A 19,585-nucleotide genomic window follows, 5' to 3' on the forward strand; every position below is an offset into this window, starting at 1 on the left:
CCGGAGCGCTCCCGGGCCGCGGTCACCGCGCCGCGGCGGAGCACCCGGCGTTCGGGGAACGGCACTTCCGGGAAAAGCGGGATGGGGCGTTCGCGGCGATCCGGCGCCCCCGTATGGCCGGATCGCCGCGCACCCCCCGATACGCGCTGGCGGGGCCCTTCCCCCCCGAGTAGGGCCCCGCTAGGTAACCACCCGGTGACAACCTGCTCACTTTGTGATTACCCCGCGTGTCTTGCGACGTGCGAAAGACTACGAGGTGTAGTTGGGCGGCGGGATGGCCGTTCGGACGAGCGGTCTCTAGTTAGCGCCATGCGGCCCGCTCCCGGACGACGAGCGGGCCCCGCGAAACGACGAGCGGTAGATCGGGGCGCGCGAAGACGCCCCCCGGCCGCGGTCCCGCTCAGCCGCCGAGGCGGCGGTAGCGGCGGGCGGACAGGGGCAGGAAGACGAGCGTGATCAGCAGCGGCCAGCCGATCGCCAGCGTGAGGGCGTGCTCGGCGGCCCAGGATCCGCCCTGCCCTCCGGGGTTGCCGAACAGCATCCGGCACGCGGCGACCGTCGCCGACAGCGGGTTCCACTCCGCGATCGCCCCGAGCCAGCCCGGCAGGAGCGCCGGGGACACGAAGGTGTTGGCCAGCATCGTGAGCGGCAGCAGCGGCAGCCAGGCCGCCCCCGCCGCCTCCGGGGTGAGCGCCAGCCCGAGGTAGATCCCCACCCAGATGAGCGCGAAGCGGAGCAGGAGGAGCAGGCCCACGGCGGCCAGGGCGTCGCCGATCCCCCGATGCCAGCCCCATCCGGCCACCAGGCCGCACGCGAGCAGGATCAGCAGTTCGAGCATCGAGTTGACGATGTCGGCGAGGGCTCGGCCGAGCACCACACCGGGCCGCGAGATCGGCATCGAGCGGTAGCGGTCGGTCACCCCGCGGGCGGTCTGCAGGCTGACCACCGTCATCGTGGTCATCACGCCCATCGCCATCGTCTGGGAGAACATGCCCGGCATCAGGAACTCGCGGTAGTCGCCGCCGCCCGCGACGTTCATCGCGCTGCCGAGGACGTAGCCGAACAGCACGACCATGACGATCGGATACAGCGTCAGGTTGAGGACCGCGGCCGGGTTGCGGACCCAGTGCTTGAGGTTGGTGCGGGCGATGACCGACGCGTCCGACAGCGTCCAGCGCAGCCGCCCGCCCCACCCGGGCGGCGCGTCCGGGGCGCTGAGGGCGCTCACGCCGCCGCCTCCGCCGTCAGGCTGAGGAACACCTCGTCCAGCGTCGGACGCCGCAGGGAGACGTCCTCGACCTCGATGCCGCGCCGCTCCAGCTCGCGTACGACCGCGGTGAGCGCCCCGACGCGGTCGCGCACGGGGGCGGTCAGGCGGCGCGTGTCCGCGTCGGCCACGGGCTCGGCCCGCGCGACGCCCGTGAGGACCGCGGCGGCGTCGCCGAGGCGGGTGGGATCGCGCACGACGAGGTCGAGGTGGTCGCCGCCGATCAGCGACTTCAGGCGCTCGGGGGTGTCGTCCGCGATCACCCTCCCTCCGTCGATCACCGCGATCTGCCGGGCGAGCTGGTCGGCCTCGAACAGGTACTGCGTCGTCATGAGCACGGTGCTGCCGGCGTCGGCGAGCCCGCGCACGGTGCGCCAGACCTCCGTGCGGCTGCGGGGGTCGAGGCCGGTGGTGGGCTCGTCGAGGAAGAGCACGCGCGGAGCCTGGATGAACGCGGCGGCCAGGTCGAGACGGCGCCGCATGCCACCGGAGTAGCTCCTGACCCGCCGGTCGGCCGCCTCGGACAGCCCGAACCGCTCCAGGAGCTCCTCGGCGCGGCGGCGCGCCGCCGCCGCGCCGAGGTGGTGGAGCCGCCCCCACATCTGGAGGTTCTCCCGTCCGGTGAGGATCTCGTCCACGGCCGCCTCCTGCCCGGCCAGGCCGATGCGGCGGCGCACCTCGGCCGGCTGCCGCGCGACGTCGAACCCGGCCACGAGCGCGCGGCCGGAGTCCGGCCGCGCCAGCGTGGTCAGCACGCGGACGGCGGTGGTCTTGCCCGCGCCGTTCGGGCCGAGCAGCGCGCACACGCTCCCGACAGCGACTCTCAGGTCGAACCCGTCGAGGGCTCTGGTGTCGCCGTAGCGCTTGCCCAGCGCCTCGGCGACGATGGAATAAGAGTTCATGAGCCCATAATGAGACTTGAATGTCTCATTATCAACCGCCATCGTCTCCTAATGGAAGCGCTGCTAGCCTTCCGGAGGTGACCGACACCAGGGAATCGGGCACGCGCAGCCGTACGCGCCGTGCCATCCTCGCCGCGGCGGCCTCGGTCCTCGCCCGCGATCGCGGCGCGACGCTCGCGGACATCGCCGAAGCCGCCCAGATCGGCCGCAGCACGCTGCACCGCTACTTCTCCGACCGGCAGGACCTCGTGAACGCGGCCGTCGTCGACTCCTTCCGCGTGGTGGAGAGATCCACGGCCGAAGCGGCCATCGACCAGGGCCCGCCGCTCGAGGCGATGCGCAGGCTGATCGCCGCCCTGGTGGACGCCGGGGACCGCCTGGCGTTCCTGTTCGGCGATCCCCGGGTGCTCGAGGAGTTCACGGCCTGCTTCGAGCCCGACCTGTCGGCGCCGACCACCGTCGGCCTCATCGAGCGCGGCCAGGCCGAGGGCGTGTTCGACCCCGGCGTCAGCGCCGAGTGGATCCAGCAGGTGCTGTGGGCCCTCACCTACACCGGCTGGGAGGCGGCCGAGAAGGGCCTCCTCCCCCGGCACGGCGTCGCCGCCGCCGTGACCCGCGCCTTCGAGAGCGGCATGGTCGTGCCCCAGGCCCGCCCCTGAGACGCGACGGGGTGCATCGCGTGGAGGCTCAGGGACGGAACTGGCGGACGAGCTGCTCGCGCACCTGCCGGGTGTGCCGCCTGCTCACCGGCAGCGTCTCGCCGCCCACCTGCAGGACCACCCGCCCGGCGTCGAAGCGCAGCTCGCTCACGTGCCGGGCGTTGACGAGGGTGCTGCGGTGGGCCCGGACGAACCCGGCGCCCGCCCAGCGGCGTTCCAGCGCCGCGAGGGACATCCGTACGAGGTAGACGGCGTCGGCCGTGTGCAGGCGGACGTAGTCGCCGTGGGCCTCGGCGTAGCACACGTCCTGCCGCGCCACGAACTTCGTGCGGCCCCCGAGCTCGACCGGGATGGTCTCCAGGTCCTCCTCGGCGCCGGGAGGCGCGACGGCGGCCGACAGCCGGCGTACGGCCTCCGCCAGGCGTTCCGGGCGTACGGGCTTGAGCAGGTAGTCGACGGCCTCCAGCTCGAACGCCTGGACGGCGCAGTCGTGGGCGCTCACGAAGACCAGGCGGGGAGGCGTGGGGAAACCGCCGATGAGCCGGGCCAGGTCGAGGCCGTCGAGGCCTGGCATGCGCACGTCCAGGAAGACGCCGTCGAGGCGCTCCCCGTCGGCGATCATCTGGACCATGTCGTGCAGGGCGGCCCCGCCGTCGGTTGCCGTGCTCACGTGCTCCACCCGGGCGTCCTGGCGGAGCAAGTAGGCGAGCTCGGACAGGGCGGGGACCTCGTCGTCCACCGCGAGGACACGCAGCATGGCGTCCACCGTGCCGCGTGCCCTGCCCTCCGCGCAAGGGGTGACCGAGCGGTAGGTGACATTCCCGATACTCTCCGCCACCATTGAGGGGGCGCCGAGGGACCCTCCGAGCCAAGACTAGGTAGAGCTATTCGGCTTTTGCCGCTTAGAAGACGTTTTGTCTACCAGGGCTGCTTACCGTTGACAGGAGACCAGGCCCAACGAGGAACGTCGATGAGGATCAGGCTGGGCACGTTTCTTCCCCTCTCCCACTCCATCCAGGCGCGGGTGACGCTGGCCGTGGCGGCGGTGTCCGTGCTCGTCGCCGCGGTGATCGCGGTCGGCCTGTGCCTGCTGATCCGGCACCGGGTCGAGAGCGAGATATTCATGGAGACGCGCCGCGTCGCCACCGAGTGGATCGGCCTGATGGAACGCGGGCAGGTGCCGCCGCCGACGCCGACGGCGCGGGTCCCGCTCGTCCAGCTCGTCGACTCGCGGGGCCGGGTGACGGCGGCCGGGCCCATGGCAGGCGACCGGCCGCTGAGCACGGTCCGGCCGACCGAGGAGGACCGTTTCCGCGACGTGACCGAGTGCCCCGAGAGCGAGCGGTGCGTCATGCTCACCGCCGCCCGGGTTCCGTCGTTCCAGGCCCGCGAGCTCTGGAGGGGCGAGCCCCACTTCGTCTACGCCGGCACCGACCAGCCGCCCGCCCTGCGCGGGCAGCGGCTGGAGTTGCTCATCGGCACCGGCGGGGTGCTGCTGGCGTCCCTGTGGACGTGGACGACCTGGCGGGCGACCGGCCGCATCCTGTGTCCCATCAACGCGATCCGGCAGCGGATGTCGGAGATCAACGCCAACGACCTGTCCCTGCGGGTGCCGCAGCCGTCCGGCCGGGACGAGATCGCACAGCTGGCCCGCGCCGCGAACCAGACGCTCGGCCGGCTGGAGTCGGCGGTCACACGGCAGCGGGAGTTCGCCGCCGTCGTGTCCCACGAGCTCAAGTCCCCGCTCACCGGCCTGCGCACGGGGCTGGAGGAGGCGCTGCTCTACCCGGAGATCGACGCGCGGCAGGCGATCGCAAGGACGCTGCCCGCCGCCGACCGCATGCAGCAGATCATCGACGAGCTGCTCGCCTTCGCCCGGCTCCGCAACACGCCGTGCTCGTCCGAGCCGGTCGACCTCGGGGCGCTCGTACGCGCCGAGGCGGCGGCGCGCACCACGGGCGTGCCGGTGCACGCCAGGGCCGAGCCGGACGTGCGGGTCCTCGGCAACCGCGTGCAGCTGGCCAGCATCGTGACCAACCTGCTGGTGAACGCGCAGCGCCACGCCACCGGCCAGGTGGACGTGAGCGCCGAGCGCGCCGGCGCCCAGGCGCTGGTGGTCGTGCTGGACGACGGCGACGGCGTCGATGAGAAGGACAGGGAGCGCATCTTCGAACCCTTCACGCGTCTGGAGGCGGGACGGCGCCTCGACCCCGACGGCAGCGGCCTCGGCCTGGCCCTGTGCCGGGCGATCGCGGTGGCGCACGACGGCAGCCTGTGCGTGGAGGACTCCCCGCACGGCGCCCGGTTCGTCCTCCGGCTCCCGCTCCTGACCGGCTGAGCCTGACCCGGGCGTTCGCGCACGTGCTCGCCGCCGGGGTTCAGGAGCGGGCAGCGACGGCGCGTGGGCGGGTCTTGGGGATGCGCAGGCGGATGCGGGTCCCCTTGCCTGGCGCCGTCTCGACCATGAGCCCGTAGTCCTGGCCGTAGAGGTGGCGCATGCGCAGATCCACATTGCTCAGCCCGATCCCGCTGCTCTCCTCGGCGAGCGCGGCCCGCAGATGCTCGGGGTCCATGCCGACGCCGTCGTCCTCGACCCAGATGTGCGCCTCCGGCCCGGCGTCCCTGATCACGACCCGCACCTCCCCCGGCATGCCGTGCTTGATGGCGTTCTCCACCAGGGGTTGCAGGCACAGGAACGGCACGTCGACGCGCAGCACCTCGGGGGCGACCTGGACGGTGAAGCGCAGCCGGTCGCCGAACCTCGCCTGCTCCAGCAGCAGGTAGCGGTCCACGCAGCTCAGCTCGTCGGCGAGCGAGGTGAAGTCGGCCGCCCGGCGCAGCGCGTACCGGATGAAGTCGGCGAAGTCGAGCAGCAGCTCGCGGGCGCGCTCGGGATCGGTCCGGACGAATGAGGCGATCGTGGTCAGCGAGTTGTACACGAAGTGGGGCGAGATCTGCGCGCGCAGAGCCCGCGCCTCCGCCTCCAGGGTCCGTCTGCGGGAGGCGCCGAGTTCGGCGAGTTCGAGCTGGCCGGACATCCAGCGGCCCACCTCGGCCGCCGTGCGCACCATGGCGGCGCCGATCTCCGCGTCGTACGCCGCGAGCGCGCCGACCACCCGGCCCTCCACGGTCAGGGGGACGACCACCCCGTGCCGGTCGCCGCCCGCGGCGGGGGCGCGGCGCGGCCTGCCGCCCGCCAGGGCGGCGCGCACCTCCGCGAGGACCGCCTCGTCCGCCGGCGCACCCGTGCCGTCCCTGGCCAGGACGCGCTCGCTCGTGGCGAGCACCAGGCCCGCGGTGCCGAGCAGCGTCCGCAGGTGCCGTGCGGCGCGGCGGGCGGAGCCGCGGGTGAGTCCGGCGCGCAGCGAGCCCGCCGCCAGCCCGGCGACGCGCAGGGCGAGGAACGTCGCCTCCCCCGGCAGTTCGCCGGGGGCCGGCCGCCGGCAGGCGAGGGCGCGGCCCAGGGCGCCGCCGCAGACCCCGCAGAGCGCGCACAACGTGACCCACACGGCTGAAGACACGCCGGACACCGTAGCCGCTCGGCGGCCTCACGGAGGGCCGTCGCCCGGGTCCTCCTGGTATGAGTAGCGCTGCTCCTTCCAGGGATCGGCCACGTTGTGGTAGCCGCGCTCCTCCCAGAAGCCGCGCCGGTCCTCGGTCAGGTACTCCACCGCGCGCACCCACTTCACGCTCTTCCAGGCGTACAGGTGCGGCACCACGATCCGTACGGGATAGCCGCGCTCGGGGGACAGCGTGTTCTCGTCGAGGTGGGTGGCGAACAGCGTCGTCGGGCGGTCGAAGTCGGACATGCGCAGGTTGGCGCTGTAGCCGTACTCGGCCCAGACCATGACGTGGCGCACGCCCGGCGCCGGGGGGACGCGGTCGAGCAGCGCCGACGTGGGAACGCCACCCCACTCGTTGCCCATGAGGGAGAACTTGGTGACGCAGTGGAAGTCCGCGACGACCGTCGTCCTGGGCAGCGCGGAGAACTCCTCCCACGAGAACTCGTGGACCCGGCCCGAGGCCGTGGCGCCGAACACCTGGAAACGCCACGTCTCAGGGCGGAACGCCGGGACCCGCCCGTAGTGGACGACGGGCCGTCCGCGGGGGACGTACTGGCCCGGCGGCAGGCGCGTCTCCTCCTCAGGTTTCTCCGGCACGCACGCCATCCTGCCATCCGCCCGGAAGGCGGCCGCACCGGACCCCGGGGGTGCGGGTGCGGCACGATCAAGGAAGCGTGCGCTATATTGCGTCACATGCGCACCGCTTGGTCGTTTTGGTATGGCGACGGACCCGTGAGGACCGATCGCCTCCATGCGCTGCGCTGACAGCCACGGCGAACGAAGGCCCCGGGTCCACACGGACCCGGGGCCTTCGTCGTTTTCCGGACCCGCACCATCCACACCGACAGGAGTCACCATGGTCATCGTCATGACCCCCGAGGCCACCCAGGACGACATCGAGGCGATCGCCGACCTCGTCGCCGCCGCCGGAGGGGAGGCGTTCGCGAGCCGCGGCGTGAACCGTACGATCATCGGCCTCATCGGCGACGTCGAGCAGTTCGCCACGCTGAACCTGCGCGCGATGCCGGGTGTCGCGGACGTCGTGCGGGTCTCCACGCCGTACAAGCTCGTGAGCAGGGAGAACCATCCCCAACGCTCCACGGTGACCGTGCGCGGCGTGCCGATCGGCCCGGACACCGTCACCCTGATCGCGGGTCCGTGCGCGGTCGAGACGCCGGAGCAGACGCTGGAGGCCGCGCTGATGGCCAAGGCGGCGGGCGCGACGCTGCTGCGCGGTGGGGCCTACAAGCCGCGCACCTCGCCGTACGCCTTCCAGGGGCTGGGCGAGGAGGGCCTGCGGATCCTGGCCGAGGTGCGCGAGCAGACCGGGCTGCCGATCGTCACCGAGGTCGTGGACGCCCACGACGTGGCGCTCGTGGCATCGTACGCCGACATGCTGCAGGTCGGCACCCGCAACGCGCAGAACTTCGCGCTGCTGCAGGCCGTGGGCGCGGCGGGCAAGCCGGTCATGCTGAAGCGCGGCATGACGGCGACCATCGAGGAGTGGCTGATGGCGGCCGAGTACGTCGCCCAGCGCGGCAATCTCGACATCGTGCTGTGCGAGCGCGGCATCCGCACCTACGAGCCCGCCACCCGCAACACGCTCGACATCTCGGCGGTCCCGGTCGTGCAGCGGCTGTCGCACCTGCCGGTGATCGTGGACCCGTCGCACTCCGGGGGCCGGCGCGACCTCGTGCTGCCGCTGTCGCGTGCCGCGGTCGCGGTCGGGGCCGACGGCCTGATCGTCGACGTGCACCCCCACCCCGAGCAGGCCCTGTGCGACGGCCCGCAGGCCCTGGTGAACGGCGACCTGGACGACCTCGCGGCGGTCATGCGCGACTTCCCTCCGCTGGTGGGCCGCAGCGCGACCGTCACGACCACCGCGGCGACGGCGGCGTCCCCGGTCCCCGCCTGAACCCGCCCGCCTTGTCGCGCCCCCGCCGGGGCCCGGGAACCGCGTCAGGCGGTTACGGGTCCCGGCCGGGCGTGAAGGACGAAGGCCGTCTCAGACGTCCAGCTTGTACGGCTGGATCGAGTCGGCCAGCTGGGCGGCCAGGTCCTCGGCGTCCAGGCGCCTCTCGATCTGCTTGAGGTCCTCGATCTTCGCGCGGGTCTCGGCCTGCCGGGGCGCGAGCAGCGTGCAGCAGTCCTCGTCGGGCAGCTCGGAGATCTCGAGGGTCCCGATCCTGCGGGCCTCGGCCATGATCTCGGTCTTGTCCAGGCCGATCAGCGGGCGCAGGATCGGCAGGTCCACGGCGTGGTCCTGCGCCGTGATGTTGGCCAGGGTCTGCGAGGAGACCTGGCCGAGGCTGTCGCCGGTGACCAGCGCCTCGGCGTGGATGCGGTGGGCGACCTCCTCGGCCGTCTTGAGCATCAGCCGCCGCTGCGCGATCACCGCGAGCCGGTCCTGGCCGGAGTTCCTGATCGACTGCTGCGCCTTGCCGAACGGCACCACCCACAGCCGCGACTTGCCCTGGAACTTGTCCAGGTTGCGCACCAGCGCGTACGCCTTGTAGATCGACTCGGAGGTGGTGAACGGGATGCCGGAGAAGTGCAGGAAGTCCACCCGCAGCCCCCGCCGCATCATGCGGTAGGCGGCGACCGGGGAGTCGATGCCGCCGGACAGCAGCGCCAGCGCCCGGCCGCTGGAGCCGACCGGCAGGCCGCCCTGGCCCGGCCGGCCCCCGGTGAACAGGAACGCCTCGTCCTTGTCCACCTCGATGTGCACGGTCAGTTCCGGGTTGCTCAGGTCGACCGGCAGCCCGTAGGTGTCGTTGATCGCCCCGCCGACCACGCGGTCCAGCTCGTTGGAGCGCAGCGGGAAGCGCTTGTCACGACGCCGCGACCGTACGGCGAAACGCGCCTTGCGGGCCACCTCGTCGCTGTCCCCGATCAGCTCGATCGCGGCCTTGGTGATGGAGTCGGGGTCCTTCGCCACCCGCCAGGCCAGGTGGACCAGCACGATCCCGGGCACGTCGGCCACGCGGGCCGCCACCGCCTCGGCCTCCTCCACTGCGGTCCCCGCGGGCAGGAACAGGGCGATCACCCCGTGCCGCTGGCGGATGTCGACCCGGTGGTCCTTGAGAGCGTGCTTGATGTTCGCCCGCAGGCGCATCTCGAAGATCTCGCGGTTCCGGCCCTTCAGAACCACCTCGCCTAACTTGAGCAGCACCGAGGGCTCTCCGAGGGCGGTCATGGTCATCTGTGGAAACCTCCGGACGGACATGGACGGCCGTCACACCGGGGAGGGCACGGCCGGGGGACATACGCCAAGGACAACGCGTCACGGCGATGCGGGCTTCCCCACTGTAATGCCGTCGCCGCGACGGCGCCGATCGGCCTCTAGTCGAGTCCGGCCAGGCCCTTCTCGATCGCGTAGCGGACCAGCTCGACCCGGTTGTGGAGCTGGAGCTTGCTCAGCGTGTTCTGCACGTGGTTCTGCACGGTGCGATGCGACAGCACCAGGCGCTCGGCGATCTGCCGATAGGTCAGGCCCTTGGCGACCATGCGCAGCACCTCGGTCTCCCGGTCGGTCAGCCGGGGGCCGTCCTGCGCGGCGTCCCGGCCCGGGCCGGTCGCCCGGTGGGCCAGCCTGCGGTACTCCCCCAGCACCAGCCCGGCCAGGCCGGGAGTGAAGACGGCGTCGCCCTCGGCGGTGCGGCCGACCGCGTCCAGGAACTCCTCCCGGCTCGCCGACTTCACGAGATATCCGGAGGCGCCCGCCTTGACCGCCTCCAGCACGTCCGCCTCCTCGGCGCTGGCCGACAGCACGAGCACGCGCGGCGGGGCCGCCGACGCGCCGAGCCCCCGGGCCACCTCCACGCCCGGCAGGTCCGGCAGCCGCAGGTCGAGCACCGCCACGTCGGGCCGCACGGCCGCCGCGACGCGCAGCGCCTGACGGCCCTCCCCGGTGGCGGCGACGACCTCGTACCCGGCCTCGCTCAGGTCCCGGGCGACCGCCTCCCGCCACATCGGGTGGTCGTCCACCACCATCACCCGCACGCGCGGGCGTTCCCGGCCGCCGGCCGCCGCTCCGTCCTCGGCCCCCGCCCCCGGGGCCGGGCGCGCGGGATCGTCCGCGCGCAGCCGTTCGTCTCCGCTCACGACCGCCTCTCGTTCCCTTCGTCCGCCCGCACCGGGACCGACAGCTCGATCTCCGTTCCCGTCCGCGACGAGGTGATCGCCACCGTTCCGCCGAGGTCGGCCACGCGGCCCCGGATCGAGCGGGCCACGCCCATGCGCCCCTCCCGGGCCGCCTGCTCCAGCCGGCCCTCGGGGATGCCCGGCCCGTCGTCGCGTACGGTGACGACGACCGCGCCGCCGTCCTCCTCCGCGAGTATCCACGCGCGGGTGCCCTCGGGGCAGTGCCGGGCGACGTTGTCGAGAGCCGCGCCGACGGCCGCCGCCACCTCCCGCGCGCTCTCGGCCGGCAGCGGCAACGGTGTCGCGGGCGCGGACACGGTCACCCGTGAGGTGCCGTACGGCCGCAGCAGGTCGCGCAGATCGGCCTCGGGCTCCACCGGGCCGGTCCCCGTGAGGTCCGGCTCGGAAGAGGTCCCTTCGCCCACGAGGGGACGGCGAGGCCGCGCCGGCGACCGGAACCGGCCGCGAAGTCCGGGCGGCGGGGCGGGGTCCGGCGCCCGCGCCACGGACGGGGCCTGCACCAGCGCGCGCAGCGCCGCCTCCTGCTCCCCGGCGAGCCTGCCGAGCTCGGCCGCCTCGCCGCCGATCTCCGCGCCTCTGCGCTGCACCAGGGCCAGCACCTGGAGCACCGAGTCGTGGATGCCCCGGGCCAGCCGTTCCCGCTCGCGGCCCGCCGCCTCGATCCGCGCGGCGCGCCGCATGCGCTCCTCGGCCTGCCGCGCGAGCTGGGCGACATGCCCGACGACGACTCCGGCCATGAACATGAGCACGGCGCCGTTCACCGGGATCGAGGCGAGGTCGACCCCGTTGCCGCTGCGCAGCCACAGGTCGGCCGCCGACATGATCGCGGCGGCGACCGCACCGGCCCGGCGTCCCCGCGCCACGCCGTACGCCAGGACGGGGCCGGCCACCCAGGTCGCCGTGATCGGGATCGCCCCGGCGAACATGTCACCGCGGCTCTGCGCGTACGGCGTGGCCAGCAGGCATCCCGCCGTGACGACGAGGTCGGCGGCCGGCAGCGGCCCCCGCCGCGCGGCGGGACGCGGGACGAGCATGACGACCGTCCAGACGGCCATGACGCCGACGACGGCCCAGGCCACGGCGGGACGGGCGTAGCCGCCCGCCCTGAGCACGAGCAGCGCCGCGTACGCGAGCGACGCCACGCGGAAGACCGCGATCGCCCGCCAGAACGGTCCCTCGATGCCCATCGCGCGGCGCCCTCTCCTGATCGAGCCGGGAGGGCCGTGCCCTCCGCTCACATACTCGAGCAATCGCCGCGCCCTGGGGGTGCACTTGGTGCCGTCCGGGGCCTCGCATGCGTACGGCTCCCGCGGGGCGACGCGGGAGCCGTACAGGATGGTGCGGGGGCCGTGTGACGGGCCCGCGGCCGATCAGCCGAAGAAGACCTCGGCCTCCTCGTAGCGGGAGACCGGCACGGTCTTGAGCTCGGCGGTCGCCTCGGCGAGGGCGACGCGGACGATGTCGGTGCCGCGCAGCGCGACCATCTTGCCGAAGTCGCCCTCGTGCACCGCGTCGATCGCGCCGAGGCCGAAGCGGGTGGCGAGCACGCGGTCGTAGGCGGTCGGGGTGCCGCCGCGCTGGATGTGGCCGAGGACCGTGGTGCGGGCCTCCTTGCCGGTGCGCTTCTCGATCTCCTTGGCGAGGACCTCGCCGATGCCGCCGAGACGCACGTGGCCGAACGCGTCCAGCTCGCCCGCCTGCAGCGCCATCTGGCCCTCGAGCGGGTGGGCGCCCTCGGCGACGACGATGATCGGCGCGTAGCGGGTCTTGAAGCGCGACTCGACGTAGGCGCAGACCTTCTCGATGTCGAACGGCTTCTCGGGGATGAGGATGACGTTGGCGCCGGCGGCCATGCCCGCGTGCAGCGCGATCCAGCCCGCGTGGCGGCCCATGACCTCGCAGATCAGCGCGCGGTGGTGCGACTCGGCGGTGGTGTGCAGCCGGTCGATGGCCTCCATCGCGATGTTGACCGCGGTGTCGAAGCCGAAGGTGTAGTCGGTGGCGTTGAGGTCGTTGTCGATCGTCTTGGGCACGCCGACGACCTTCACGTCGCGGTCGAACAGCTGCTTGGCCACGCCCAGCGTGTCCTCGCCGCCGATGGCGATGAGCGCGTCGACGCCCTGCGCGGCGAGGTTCTCCTTGATCCGCTCGACGCCGCCCTCGATCTTGATCGGGTTCGTGCGGGAGGAGCCGAGGATCGTGCCGCCGCGCGGCAGGATGCCCCGGACGGCCTGGATGTCGAGCGGCATGGTGTCGCCCTCCAGAGGGCCACGCCAGCCGTCCCGGAATCCGACGAACTCGTGCCCGTACACGCCGACGCCCTTGCGGACGACGCCGCGGATCACCGCGTTCAGCCCGGGGCAGTCGCCGCCTCCGGTCAGGACTCCAATACGCATGACGGGTTCTTCCTCCATCTGGGATTACGCGTGGAAAGGCGCGGCCGGCCCGACGCAGACCCGGCGCTCCACCGCACCGCATTCTGCCTGAGCCTATCTCAATGGTCTAGACCAAAAGGAGAGGCTACGCCACCCGGCCGACCAGACCAACTCAGTCTCGCACGGCGAGACCGCGCGCGTCGTGAGAGGCGTCTTCCCAACGGCTCGCCGCAGCTCTATCTTTGACTCCGTCAACCATTTCCTTGAGTTAGGCAAGGGAAAAATGGACATTGTTCCGGAAGTCCGTGCGTTCAACCGCTTCTACACGTCCGTCATCGGCGTCCTCGGGGCGGGAATGCACGACACCTCCTACTCCCTGACCGAGGCGCGGGTGCTGTTCGAACTCGGCACCAGGGAGACGGCCGACGCCGCCGGCATCAGGGCCATGCTCGGTCTCGACCCCGGTTACCTGAGCCGGATCCTCGCCAGGTTCGAAAGCGACGGCCTCGTGTCCCGGGAGCGGTCGGCCGAGGACGCCCGCCGCCAGGTCGTACGGCTCACCCCCAAGGGCCGCGACACCTTCGCCGTCCTCGACCGGCGCTCGGCCGCCGAGATCGAGGCCCTGCTGGCGAAGCTGACCGATCCCGAACGCCGGCGGCTCGTCACCGCGATGGGCACCGTGCGGAGCCTGCTGGAGCCCGCCGAGCGGCGCGAGCCGTACGTGATCCGACCCCCGCGGGCGGGCGACCTCGGCTGGGTCGTGCACCGGCACGGGGTCCTCTACAGCGAGGAGTACGGCTGGGGCGCCGCGTTCGAGGCCCTGGTCGCGCGGATCGTCGCCGAGTACGTCGAGGACCACGACCCCCGCCGCGAGGCGGCCTGGATCGCCGAGGTGCGCGGCGAGCCGGTGGGGTGCGTCTTCTGCGTACGCAAGGACGACACGACGGCCCAGCTCCGCCTGCTGCTGGTCGAGCCGTCCGCGCGCGGCCTGGGCATCGGCGGGCGGCTGGTCGAGGAGTGCCTGCGCTTCGCCGCGGCGGCCGGCTACCGGCGCATCGTGCTCTGGACCCGCGACGTGCTCGCGAGCGCCCGCAGGATCTACCAGGCCGCGGGGTTCGAACTGGTGGAGCAGCACCCGGGCGAGGAGTCGGGCATCGCCGTCAACGATCAGGTATGGGCCAGGGACCTGTGACCTTCCGGGTCCGACCGCGCGGATGATCCCATGCCGGGGTCGGCGTGGCCCTGCGCGGGAGCGGCCGCCCTCGCGATTCAGGCAGGCATGAGATCGCGGAACGGCCCGCGGACCTCGACGGTCACGGCGGCCGGGGCCGGCGGGGTGTCCTGCGGCGGACGGCAGGAGAAGTAGAGCCTGTCGCCGGCGGGGGACATCGCGGGGCCCGCGACGGTCCAGCCGCCCGTGAGGCGCAGGAACGGCACCGCCCGGTCCCCGGCGACGAGGGTGATCTCGCCGTCCGCAGCGCCGCCTGACCCGCCGTCCGCGGCGTGCAGCACCGTGAGGCACTCGCGGGCGACGTCGTACGCCCACACCCGGCCGTCTCCCTCGGTGACGAACCGCACCAGGCCGTCGGAACAGTGGCAGTCGGCGCCGCCCGCGAACCTCCTGGCCCCCTTCACCTGCTCCCGCAGGGGCACATGGTCGCGGAGGGCGGGGACCGGCACCCGCGCCCAGGCCACGGACTCCTCGCCGGGGTCGCCGACCATCACCTCGAGCACGCCCGTCGTGAGGTCGCCCCAGTCGTCCGGGCGGAAGCGGTACAGGCATCCGTCCGGCTCCCCTTCGGTGAGGTAGACGACGCCGCGGTCGGGATCGCAGGCCACGCCGCCGTGGGTGAACAGGCCCATCGCGAGCCGGGGCATGGGGGCGCGCAGGCCGTAGGGGTCGCATTCGAAGACCCGGCCGTACGCCGTCCGCTCGCCCGACACCCACGTGTGCCACGGTGTCACGGCGCCGGCCCCGCTGCGGTCGGCGCCCGACAGGATGCGATATCCGCCGCGCAGGGTCCCGTCCGGGGCGAAACGCAGCGCCGTCACGCCGCCGAGCAGCGGCAGCGCGCAGTTGGACACGTATATCCAGCCGTCTCCGTCCGGGAAGCATCCACCGCCGTCCGGCGCCGCGTGCCAGACCACTCCCCCGGCCCGCTCTCCCGACCGCGCCACGATCCGGCCGGCGAAGCCCGGCGGCAGGGCCCGCAGCACGTCCGCCGGGAACGGGCCGCCCGGATCACCCTGCCCGCACGGCTCGCTCCTGCCGGGCGGCTCGCGTCCGTCGCCGGGCCGTGCGAACGTCGTGCGCCACACCGCTCCCGGCAGCGCCGAGATCGCCGCCGATCGGACGGAAGTACCCTGCACCGCTGACCGCCTCCTCGACCTGCCCCTGGTCATGCCGGTCCGCCCACGACGGGCCTGGCCGTTCGTTCGTTCCGCGCGGCCGCCGCCCCCGGACCGGGCCGGGACCACCTCGCTCCCCTACCCGCCCGGCGGGCACCTGACCGGGTTGTCCCAGTCCCGTGTTTCTCGTCCCGGTCTTCCTGTCCTGCGTCTTCCTGTCCTGCGTCTTCCTGTCCCGTGGCCGCACGTCGCACACGTCGCGGCGCCCAGTCGACCCGTCTCGCGTGAACGGCGGGAGAAGCGGCGTCCCTCGCCGAGACGAACTCTTCGAAAACCGTGCGGCCACGTTACGGAAGCGACATTGACAGTGTCATTGTGACAGTGTCATTGTGAAGGCATGAGCGACACCTGGACGATCGGCGAACTGGCGGAGCGGGCGGCGGACCTGCTCGGTCAGGAGCGCCACGCCCACGGCCAGGGGCCTCGCGACGACGCCCCGGAGCGACGCGCCGACGGTCCGGAGCCACGCCTGAACGGCAGGGTCCGCGAGGTGCCGAACGAACGTCTCATCCGCTGGTACACGACGATCGGGCTGCTCGACCCTCCGCTGGGGCGGCGCGGCCGGGTGGCCCTCTACGGCCGCCGTCACCTGCTCCAGCTCGTGGCCGTGAAGCGCCGTCAGGCGGACGGCCTGTCCATCGCCGCCATCCAGGCGGAGCTGGCGGGAGCGACCGACGCCATGCTCCAGCGCGTCGCCGGGCTCACCGAGCCGCCGTCCGGACCGGTGCCCCGGCCGCTCGTCCCGCCTCCTCCGGGCAGCCCGGCGGCCCCGGTCACGGCGAACACCGCCGACCACCTCTCGGGCGCGCCGGGCACCGCGGCACCGCCGGCTCCCGGTTGGTGCGAAACGAGGCCGGAAACCGGCGCCGAGCCCGCCATGCCGAACGTCGCGATGCCGGACGTCGCGCGCCCGGCGGCGCGTGACCGCTTCTGGGCGCGTCCGCCCTCATCCGCCGCGACGGCGAGCTCCGGCCACTCCCCGGCTGATCTTTCCGACCCCGTCACCGCGCACGGAGGCATCACGCACAGGGAAACCGTGCCCGTGAACGCCATGCCCGTGAACATCCTGCCCACGAACGCAGTGCCCACGAACACCGTGCCCACGAACACCGCGCTGCCGGACATCGTGCACGGTGTGCGGCTCGCACCCGGGGTCACGGTCCTGCTCGATCCGGCCCGCCGGGCTCCGCACGGTCACGACGTGGCCGCGCTACGCCGGGCCGCGGCGCCGCTCCTCACGGCCCTCGCCGCGCTCGGTCTGGCCGGGCCGTTCGACGGCGCCCCTGACCCCCACGACGCCTCGGCACTCGATCAACACGCTTCCGACACGCTGGAGGGATGACGTCATGACCGTTCCCATCACACCTCTGCGGCCGGATGAGTGCCGGCCCGTGCCGGACGCCGGGCTTGGAGCGCTGGAGACCGAGAAGGGCAACCTTCCGCTGGAAAGCGTGGACGTCGCCGCCCGCGTCACCGGACTGGTGGCAGGCGTCGAGGTCGTCCAGACCTTCCGCAACGCCTTCGACGTGTCGCTGGAGGCGACCTACGTCTTCCCGCTGCCGCCGCGGGCCGCGGTCACCGCCTTCCGGATGGAGGCGGACGATCGGGTGGTCGACGGCGTGCTCAAGGAGCGCGGGCAGGCACGGGCCGACTACGACCGGGCGCTCGCCGAGGGCAGGCGCGCGGCGATCGCCGAGGAGGACCGGCCCGACGTGTTCACGATCAGGGTCGGCAACATCGTCCCCGGAGAGCGGGTGGTGGTCCGCCTCACGCTGAGCCAGCCGCTCCCCTACGAGGACGGCGCGGCCGAGTTCCGCTTCCCGCTGGTCGTGGCGCCCCGCTACATCCCCGGGGCTCCGCTGCCCGGGACTCCGGCCGGTGGCGGCGTGTCGCCCGACACCGACGCCGTGCCCGACGCCTCCCGGATCACGCCGCCCGTCCTGCTTCCCGGCTTCCCCTACCCCGTACGGCTGTCGCTCGCGGCGACGATCGACTCCGCCGGGCTCGACCTGCGGGAGGTCCGCTCCAGCCTGCACGAGGTCGAGCGGGAGGGCGACACGATCAGGCTGCGGCCCGGCGAGCGGCTCGACCGCGACTTCATCCTGCGCCTGGCCTTCGACGCCTCCTCGTCGCTCGCACTCGTCCCGGACGACGCCGCGGACGACGCCGCGGACGCCGGTTCACCCGCCGAGGGCACGGCCGGCGGCAGCGGCAGCGACCCTGTGGAGGACACCGCGGAGGACACCGCGCAGGACGCCACGGAGGACGCCACGGAGGACGCCGCGAGGAACACGGCGGACGCCGAGGGGACCTTCGTGCTGACCCTGCTGCCGCCGCAGGAGGACGCCACCGGGACCGCGTCCCGTGACGTCGTCCTGCTGCTCGACCGCTCCGGCAGCATGACGGGCTGGAAGATGGTGGCCGCGCGGCGCGCCGGCGCCCGGATCGTCGACACGCTGACCCGGCATGACCGCTTCGCCGTGCTCTCGTTCGACTCGGTGGTGGAGCGGGCCTTCTCCGGCGGCCTGGTGGACGCGAGCGACCGCAACCGATACCGCGCCGTCGAGCACCTGTCCCGGCTCGACGCCCGCGGGGGGACGGAGTTGCTCGCTCCCCTGCAGGAGGCCCTGCGGCTACTCGACGGCCACGACACGCCCGTCCCGGGTGCGGCCACCGGCACGGACCCCGCCCGGTTGGGCGAGGGCGACCGGCACGGCGGATCCGGTCCGGCCCGGGAGCAGGCACGCGATCGGGTGCTCGTCCTGGTGACCGACGGCCAGGTGGGCAACGAGGACGAGATCCTCGAACGCATCGGCGCCCGGCTGCACGGCGTCCGGGTGCACACCGTGGGCATCGACAGGGCGGTGAACGCCGGGTTCCTCGGACGGCTGGCCCTGCTCGGCTCGGGCCGGTGCGAACTGGTCGAGTCGGAGGACCGCCTCGACGCGGCGATGGAGCACATCCACCGCCGCATCGGCTCGCCACTGGTGACGGACGTCGCGCTGAAGGCGGAAGGCATGGACCTCGTGGCGGACACCGTCACGCACGCCGGCTCGCTCTACCCCGGCGTCCCTCTGGTCGTGAGCGGCCGTTACCGGGGACTGCGCCCCGCCGGGGCCCTCACCGTGCAGGGCCGCACGGCCGACGGCCGCCCCTGGGAGGAGCGGATCGAGGGCCGTCCCACCCACGGCCCGGCCGCCAGGGCCGTGTGGGCGCGGGCGCACCTGCGCGGTCTGGAGGACCGGTACGCCATGGGCGACCACTCCCTCGAACAGCGCATCGTGGACACCTCGCTGCGTTTCGGCGTGCTGTGCCGGTTCACCGCCTTCGTGGCGGTCGACACCCGGGTCACCGGCGAGGGCGGACCGGAGCATCGGGTGATCCAGCCGGTCGAACCGCCGAGCGGGTGGGAGATGCCGACCGCGATGCCGATGACGGCGGCGGGCGCTCCGATGATGGCGAAGATGGCCGCCTTCACCACGGCCGGCCCGGTGGCACCTTCCGGTTCCGCTGCGGACCGGCCCATCGCGGCGGCCCCGCCGCCCGGCGCACCTCCTGCCGCACCCCCTGCCGCGCCTCCGGCTCCGCCTTACGCCGCCGCGCCCGCACCGGCTCCGAGGCGGCGGGCCTCCCGCGGGTTCTCCGTCGGTCGCTTCCTTCCACAACCTGGAGAGAAGATGGCACCGGCCACGGATTTCGAGGGCATCCGGCCCCTGCTGGCCGAAGAGCTCGCGAAGCTGGGGCAGGCGGAGTCGCTGCCCGAGCGGGAGCGGCGGCGCTACCTGGCGGATCTCGCCAGTCGCCTGCGCGTCGTCGCCCAGATGGTGGGTGGTCACCCGGACCTCGCCGCGCTCGCGGCCGACCTGGAAAGGGCCGAGTGGGCCGAGGTCTCGCTCGACGACCTCTGGCGGCGGACGGCCGACCTGCTGACCGCCCTGACCGGCCGCTCCGGCTCCGCATCCGCGGGCTCCATGTCCCCAGGCTCCATGTCCCCAGGCTCCACGTCCCCAGGCTCCACATTCCCGGATGCCCTGGGCTCCACGGGCTCCGCCCCCGGTGCCAAGGAGGGCCGGCGTCCCTTCTGGAAGCGCTCGTGAGACGGCATCCGGGAGAGGCGGCCACACGGCAGGGCTGAAGCGAGTGCGGCCGGGACACCGGTGGGAAGCCGGGCCCGGCCGCATCGGTTCGGGTTCCGCTGCGGGCGGAGCCCCTACGAGGGTTCCGGTAGGCGAATGACGTCGGACGG

16 protein-coding genes are annotated in these 19,585 nt (G+C 73.3%); 6 read left to right on the top strand and 10 right to left on the bottom strand.

All coding sequences use genetic code 11. The features are described 5' to 3' along the window. Window positions 1-400 precede the first annotated feature (400 nt). Window positions 401-1,228: an ABC transporter permease gene (locus tag ABZ860_RS05775; protein WP_357215601.1), complete on the bottom strand. Its 828-nt coding sequence runs from the start codon at window positions 1,226-1,228 to the stop codon at window positions 401-403. After that, window positions 1,225-2,169 (bottom strand): ATP-binding cassette domain-containing protein, encoded by a 945-nt coding sequence (locus tag ABZ860_RS05780; RefSeq protein ID WP_357215603.1) that lies wholly within the window; start codon window positions 2,167-2,169, stop codon window positions 1,225-1,227. Before ABZ860_RS05780 ends, ABZ860_RS05775 begins: the two co-directional genes overlap by 4 nt. Before the next feature lie 77 nt (window positions 2,170-2,246). Here ABZ860_RS05780 and ABZ860_RS05785 point away from each other — a divergent pair, with 77 nt between their 5' ends. After that, the gene (locus ABZ860_RS05785; protein ID WP_357215606.1) at window positions 2,247-2,828 is read left to right on the top strand and encodes a TetR/AcrR family transcriptional regulator; all 582 of its coding nucleotides are present in this window, start codon (window positions 2,247-2,249) and stop codon (window positions 2,826-2,828) included. 28 nt (window positions 2,829-2,856) lie between these two features. Here the strand turns inward: ABZ860_RS05785 and ABZ860_RS05790 are convergent, their stop codons facing one another. Beyond that, window positions 2,857-3,585 carry a LytTR family DNA-binding domain-containing protein gene (locus tag ABZ860_RS05790; protein WP_357215609.1) on the bottom strand — a complete coding sequence of 243 codons (729 nt, stop codon included), beginning with the start codon at window positions 3,583-3,585 and terminating at the stop codon, window positions 2,857-2,859. A gap of 213 nt (window positions 3,586-3,798) precedes the next feature. Between ABZ860_RS05790 and ABZ860_RS05795 the strand changes: the two genes are divergently transcribed. After that, window positions 3,799-5,166, top strand: a complete 1,368-nt coding sequence (locus tag ABZ860_RS05795; protein WP_357215613.1) for a HAMP domain-containing sensor histidine kinase — start codon at window positions 3,799-3,801, stop codon at window positions 5,164-5,166. A gap of 40 nt (window positions 5,167-5,206) precedes the next feature. On the opposite strand, the gene ABZ860_RS05800 is transcribed toward ABZ860_RS05795, so the two are convergent. Both ABZ860_RS05800 and ABZ860_RS05805 read right to left on the bottom strand, forming a co-directional pair. Continuing rightward, window positions 5,207-6,349, bottom strand: coding sequence for a histidine kinase (locus ABZ860_RS05800; protein WP_357215616.1), 1,143 nt, complete (start codon window positions 6,347-6,349; stop codon window positions 5,207-5,209). Window positions 6,350-6,376: 27 nt separating this feature from the next. Continuing rightward, window positions 6,377-6,997, bottom strand: coding sequence for a sulfite oxidase-like oxidoreductase (locus ABZ860_RS05805; RefSeq protein ID WP_357215619.1), 621 nt, complete (start codon window positions 6,995-6,997; stop codon window positions 6,377-6,379). Window positions 6,998-7,247: 250 nt separating this feature from the next. Here ABZ860_RS05805 and aroF point away from each other — a divergent pair, with 250 nt between their 5' ends. Then, window positions 7,248-8,306 (top strand): 3-deoxy-7-phosphoheptulonate synthase, encoded by a 1,059-nt coding sequence (aroF, locus tag ABZ860_RS05810; protein ID WP_357215622.1) that lies wholly within the window; start codon window positions 7,248-7,250, stop codon window positions 8,304-8,306. 90 nt (window positions 8,307-8,396) lie between these two features. Here the strand turns inward: aroF and thiI are convergent, their stop codons facing one another. The 4 genes from thiI to ABZ860_RS05830 form a co-directional block, all read right to left on the bottom strand. Beyond that, complete coding sequence (thiI, locus tag ABZ860_RS05815; protein WP_357215625.1) at window positions 8,397-9,593, bottom strand: tRNA uracil 4-sulfurtransferase ThiI; 1,197 nt, start codon at window positions 9,591-9,593, stop codon at window positions 8,397-8,399. Between the two features lie 140 nt (window positions 9,594-9,733). Further along, the gene (locus tag ABZ860_RS05820) at window positions 9,734-10,384 is read right to left on the bottom strand and encodes a response regulator transcription factor (protein WP_357216318.1); all 651 of its coding nucleotides are present in this window, start codon (window positions 10,382-10,384) and stop codon (window positions 9,734-9,736) included. A gap of 107 nt (window positions 10,385-10,491) precedes the next feature. Then, complete coding sequence (locus tag ABZ860_RS05825; RefSeq protein WP_357215628.1) at window positions 10,492-11,742, bottom strand: DUF5931 domain-containing protein; 1,251 nt, start codon at window positions 11,740-11,742, stop codon at window positions 10,492-10,494. Between the two features lie 183 nt (window positions 11,743-11,925). Beyond that, entirely contained in the window at window positions 11,926-12,951 is a 1,026-nt protein-coding gene (locus ABZ860_RS05830; protein WP_193202794.1) for a 6-phosphofructokinase, read from the bottom strand. A gap of 262 nt (window positions 12,952-13,213) precedes the next feature. Here ABZ860_RS05830 and ABZ860_RS05835 point away from each other — a divergent pair, with 262 nt between their 5' ends. Next, entirely contained in the window at window positions 13,214-14,122 is a 909-nt protein-coding gene (locus ABZ860_RS05835; protein ID WP_357215631.1) for a bifunctional helix-turn-helix transcriptional regulator/GNAT family N-acetyltransferase, read from the top strand. 77 nt (window positions 14,123-14,199) lie between these two features. Here the strand turns inward: ABZ860_RS05835 and ABZ860_RS05840 are convergent, their stop codons facing one another. Continuing rightward, entirely contained in the window at window positions 14,200-15,300 is a 1,101-nt protein-coding gene (locus ABZ860_RS05840; RefSeq protein WP_357215633.1) for an alkaline phosphatase PhoX, read from the bottom strand. Window positions 15,301-15,676: 376 nt separating this feature from the next. On the opposite strand from ABZ860_RS05840, the gene ABZ860_RS05845 reads away from it, so the two are divergent. Further along, on the top strand, window positions 15,677-16,681 hold the full coding sequence (locus ABZ860_RS05845) for a MerR family transcriptional regulator (RefSeq protein WP_357215635.1): 1,005 nt from the start codon (window positions 15,677-15,679) through the stop codon (window positions 16,679-16,681). 4 nt (window positions 16,682-16,685) lie between these two features. Continuing rightward, window positions 16,686-19,436 carry a VIT domain-containing protein gene (locus ABZ860_RS05850; protein WP_357215637.1) on the top strand — a complete coding sequence of 917 codons (2,751 nt, stop codon included), beginning with the start codon at window positions 16,686-16,688 and terminating at the stop codon, window positions 19,434-19,436. Window positions 19,437-19,585: the final 149 nt, after the last annotated feature.

The organism is Microbispora sp. NPDC046973 (assembly GCF_040644495.1).
In the GTDB taxonomy this organism is placed as follows: Bacteria; Actinomycetota; Actinomycetes; order Streptosporangiales; family Streptosporangiaceae; genus Microbispora.

What these genes read in the sequence shown, in the direction of transcription:
- ABZ860_RS05780 (WP_357215603.1), bottom strand. Translation starts at nt 2,169, where the DNA reads ATGAACTCTTATTCCATCGTCGCCGAGGCGCTGGGCAAGCGCTACGGC.
- ABZ860_RS05790 (WP_357215609.1), bottom strand. Translation starts at nt 3,585, where the DNA reads ATGCTGCGTGTCCTCGCGGTGGACGACGAGGTCCCCGCCCTGTCCGAG.
- ABZ860_RS05795 (WP_357215613.1), top strand. Translation starts at nt 3,799, where the DNA reads ATGAGGATCAGGCTGGGCACGTTTCTTCCCCTCTCCCACTCCATCCAG.
- ABZ860_RS05805 (WP_357215619.1), bottom strand. Translation starts at nt 6,997, where the DNA reads ATGGCGTGCGTGCCGGAGAAACCTGAGGAGGAGACGCGCCTGCCGCCG.
- aroF (WP_357215622.1), top strand. Translation starts at nt 7,248, where the DNA reads ATGGTCATCGTCATGACCCCCGAGGCCACCCAGGACGACATCGAGGCG.
- thiI (WP_357215625.1), bottom strand. Translation starts at nt 9,593, where the DNA reads ATGACCATGACCGCCCTCGGAGAGCCCTCGGTGCTGCTCAAGTTAGGC.
- ABZ860_RS05820 (WP_357216318.1), bottom strand. Translation starts at nt 10,384, where the DNA reads ATGGTGGTGGACGACCACCCGATGTGGCGGGAGGCGGTCGCCCGGGAC.
- ABZ860_RS05825 (WP_357215628.1), bottom strand. Translation starts at nt 11,742, where the DNA reads ATGGGCATCGAGGGACCGTTCTGGCGGGCGATCGCGGTCTTCCGCGTG.
- ABZ860_RS05830 (WP_193202794.1), bottom strand. Translation starts at nt 12,951, where the DNA reads ATGCGTATTGGAGTCCTGACCGGAGGCGGCGACTGCCCCGGGCTGAAC.
- ABZ860_RS05835 (WP_357215631.1), top strand. Translation starts at nt 13,214, where the DNA reads ATGGACATTGTTCCGGAAGTCCGTGCGTTCAACCGCTTCTACACGTCC.
- ABZ860_RS05845 (WP_357215635.1), top strand. Translation starts at nt 15,677, where the DNA reads ATGAGCGACACCTGGACGATCGGCGAACTGGCGGAGCGGGCGGCGGAC.
- ABZ860_RS05850 (WP_357215637.1), top strand. Translation starts at nt 16,686, where the DNA reads ATGACCGTTCCCATCACACCTCTGCGGCCGGATGAGTGCCGGCCCGTG.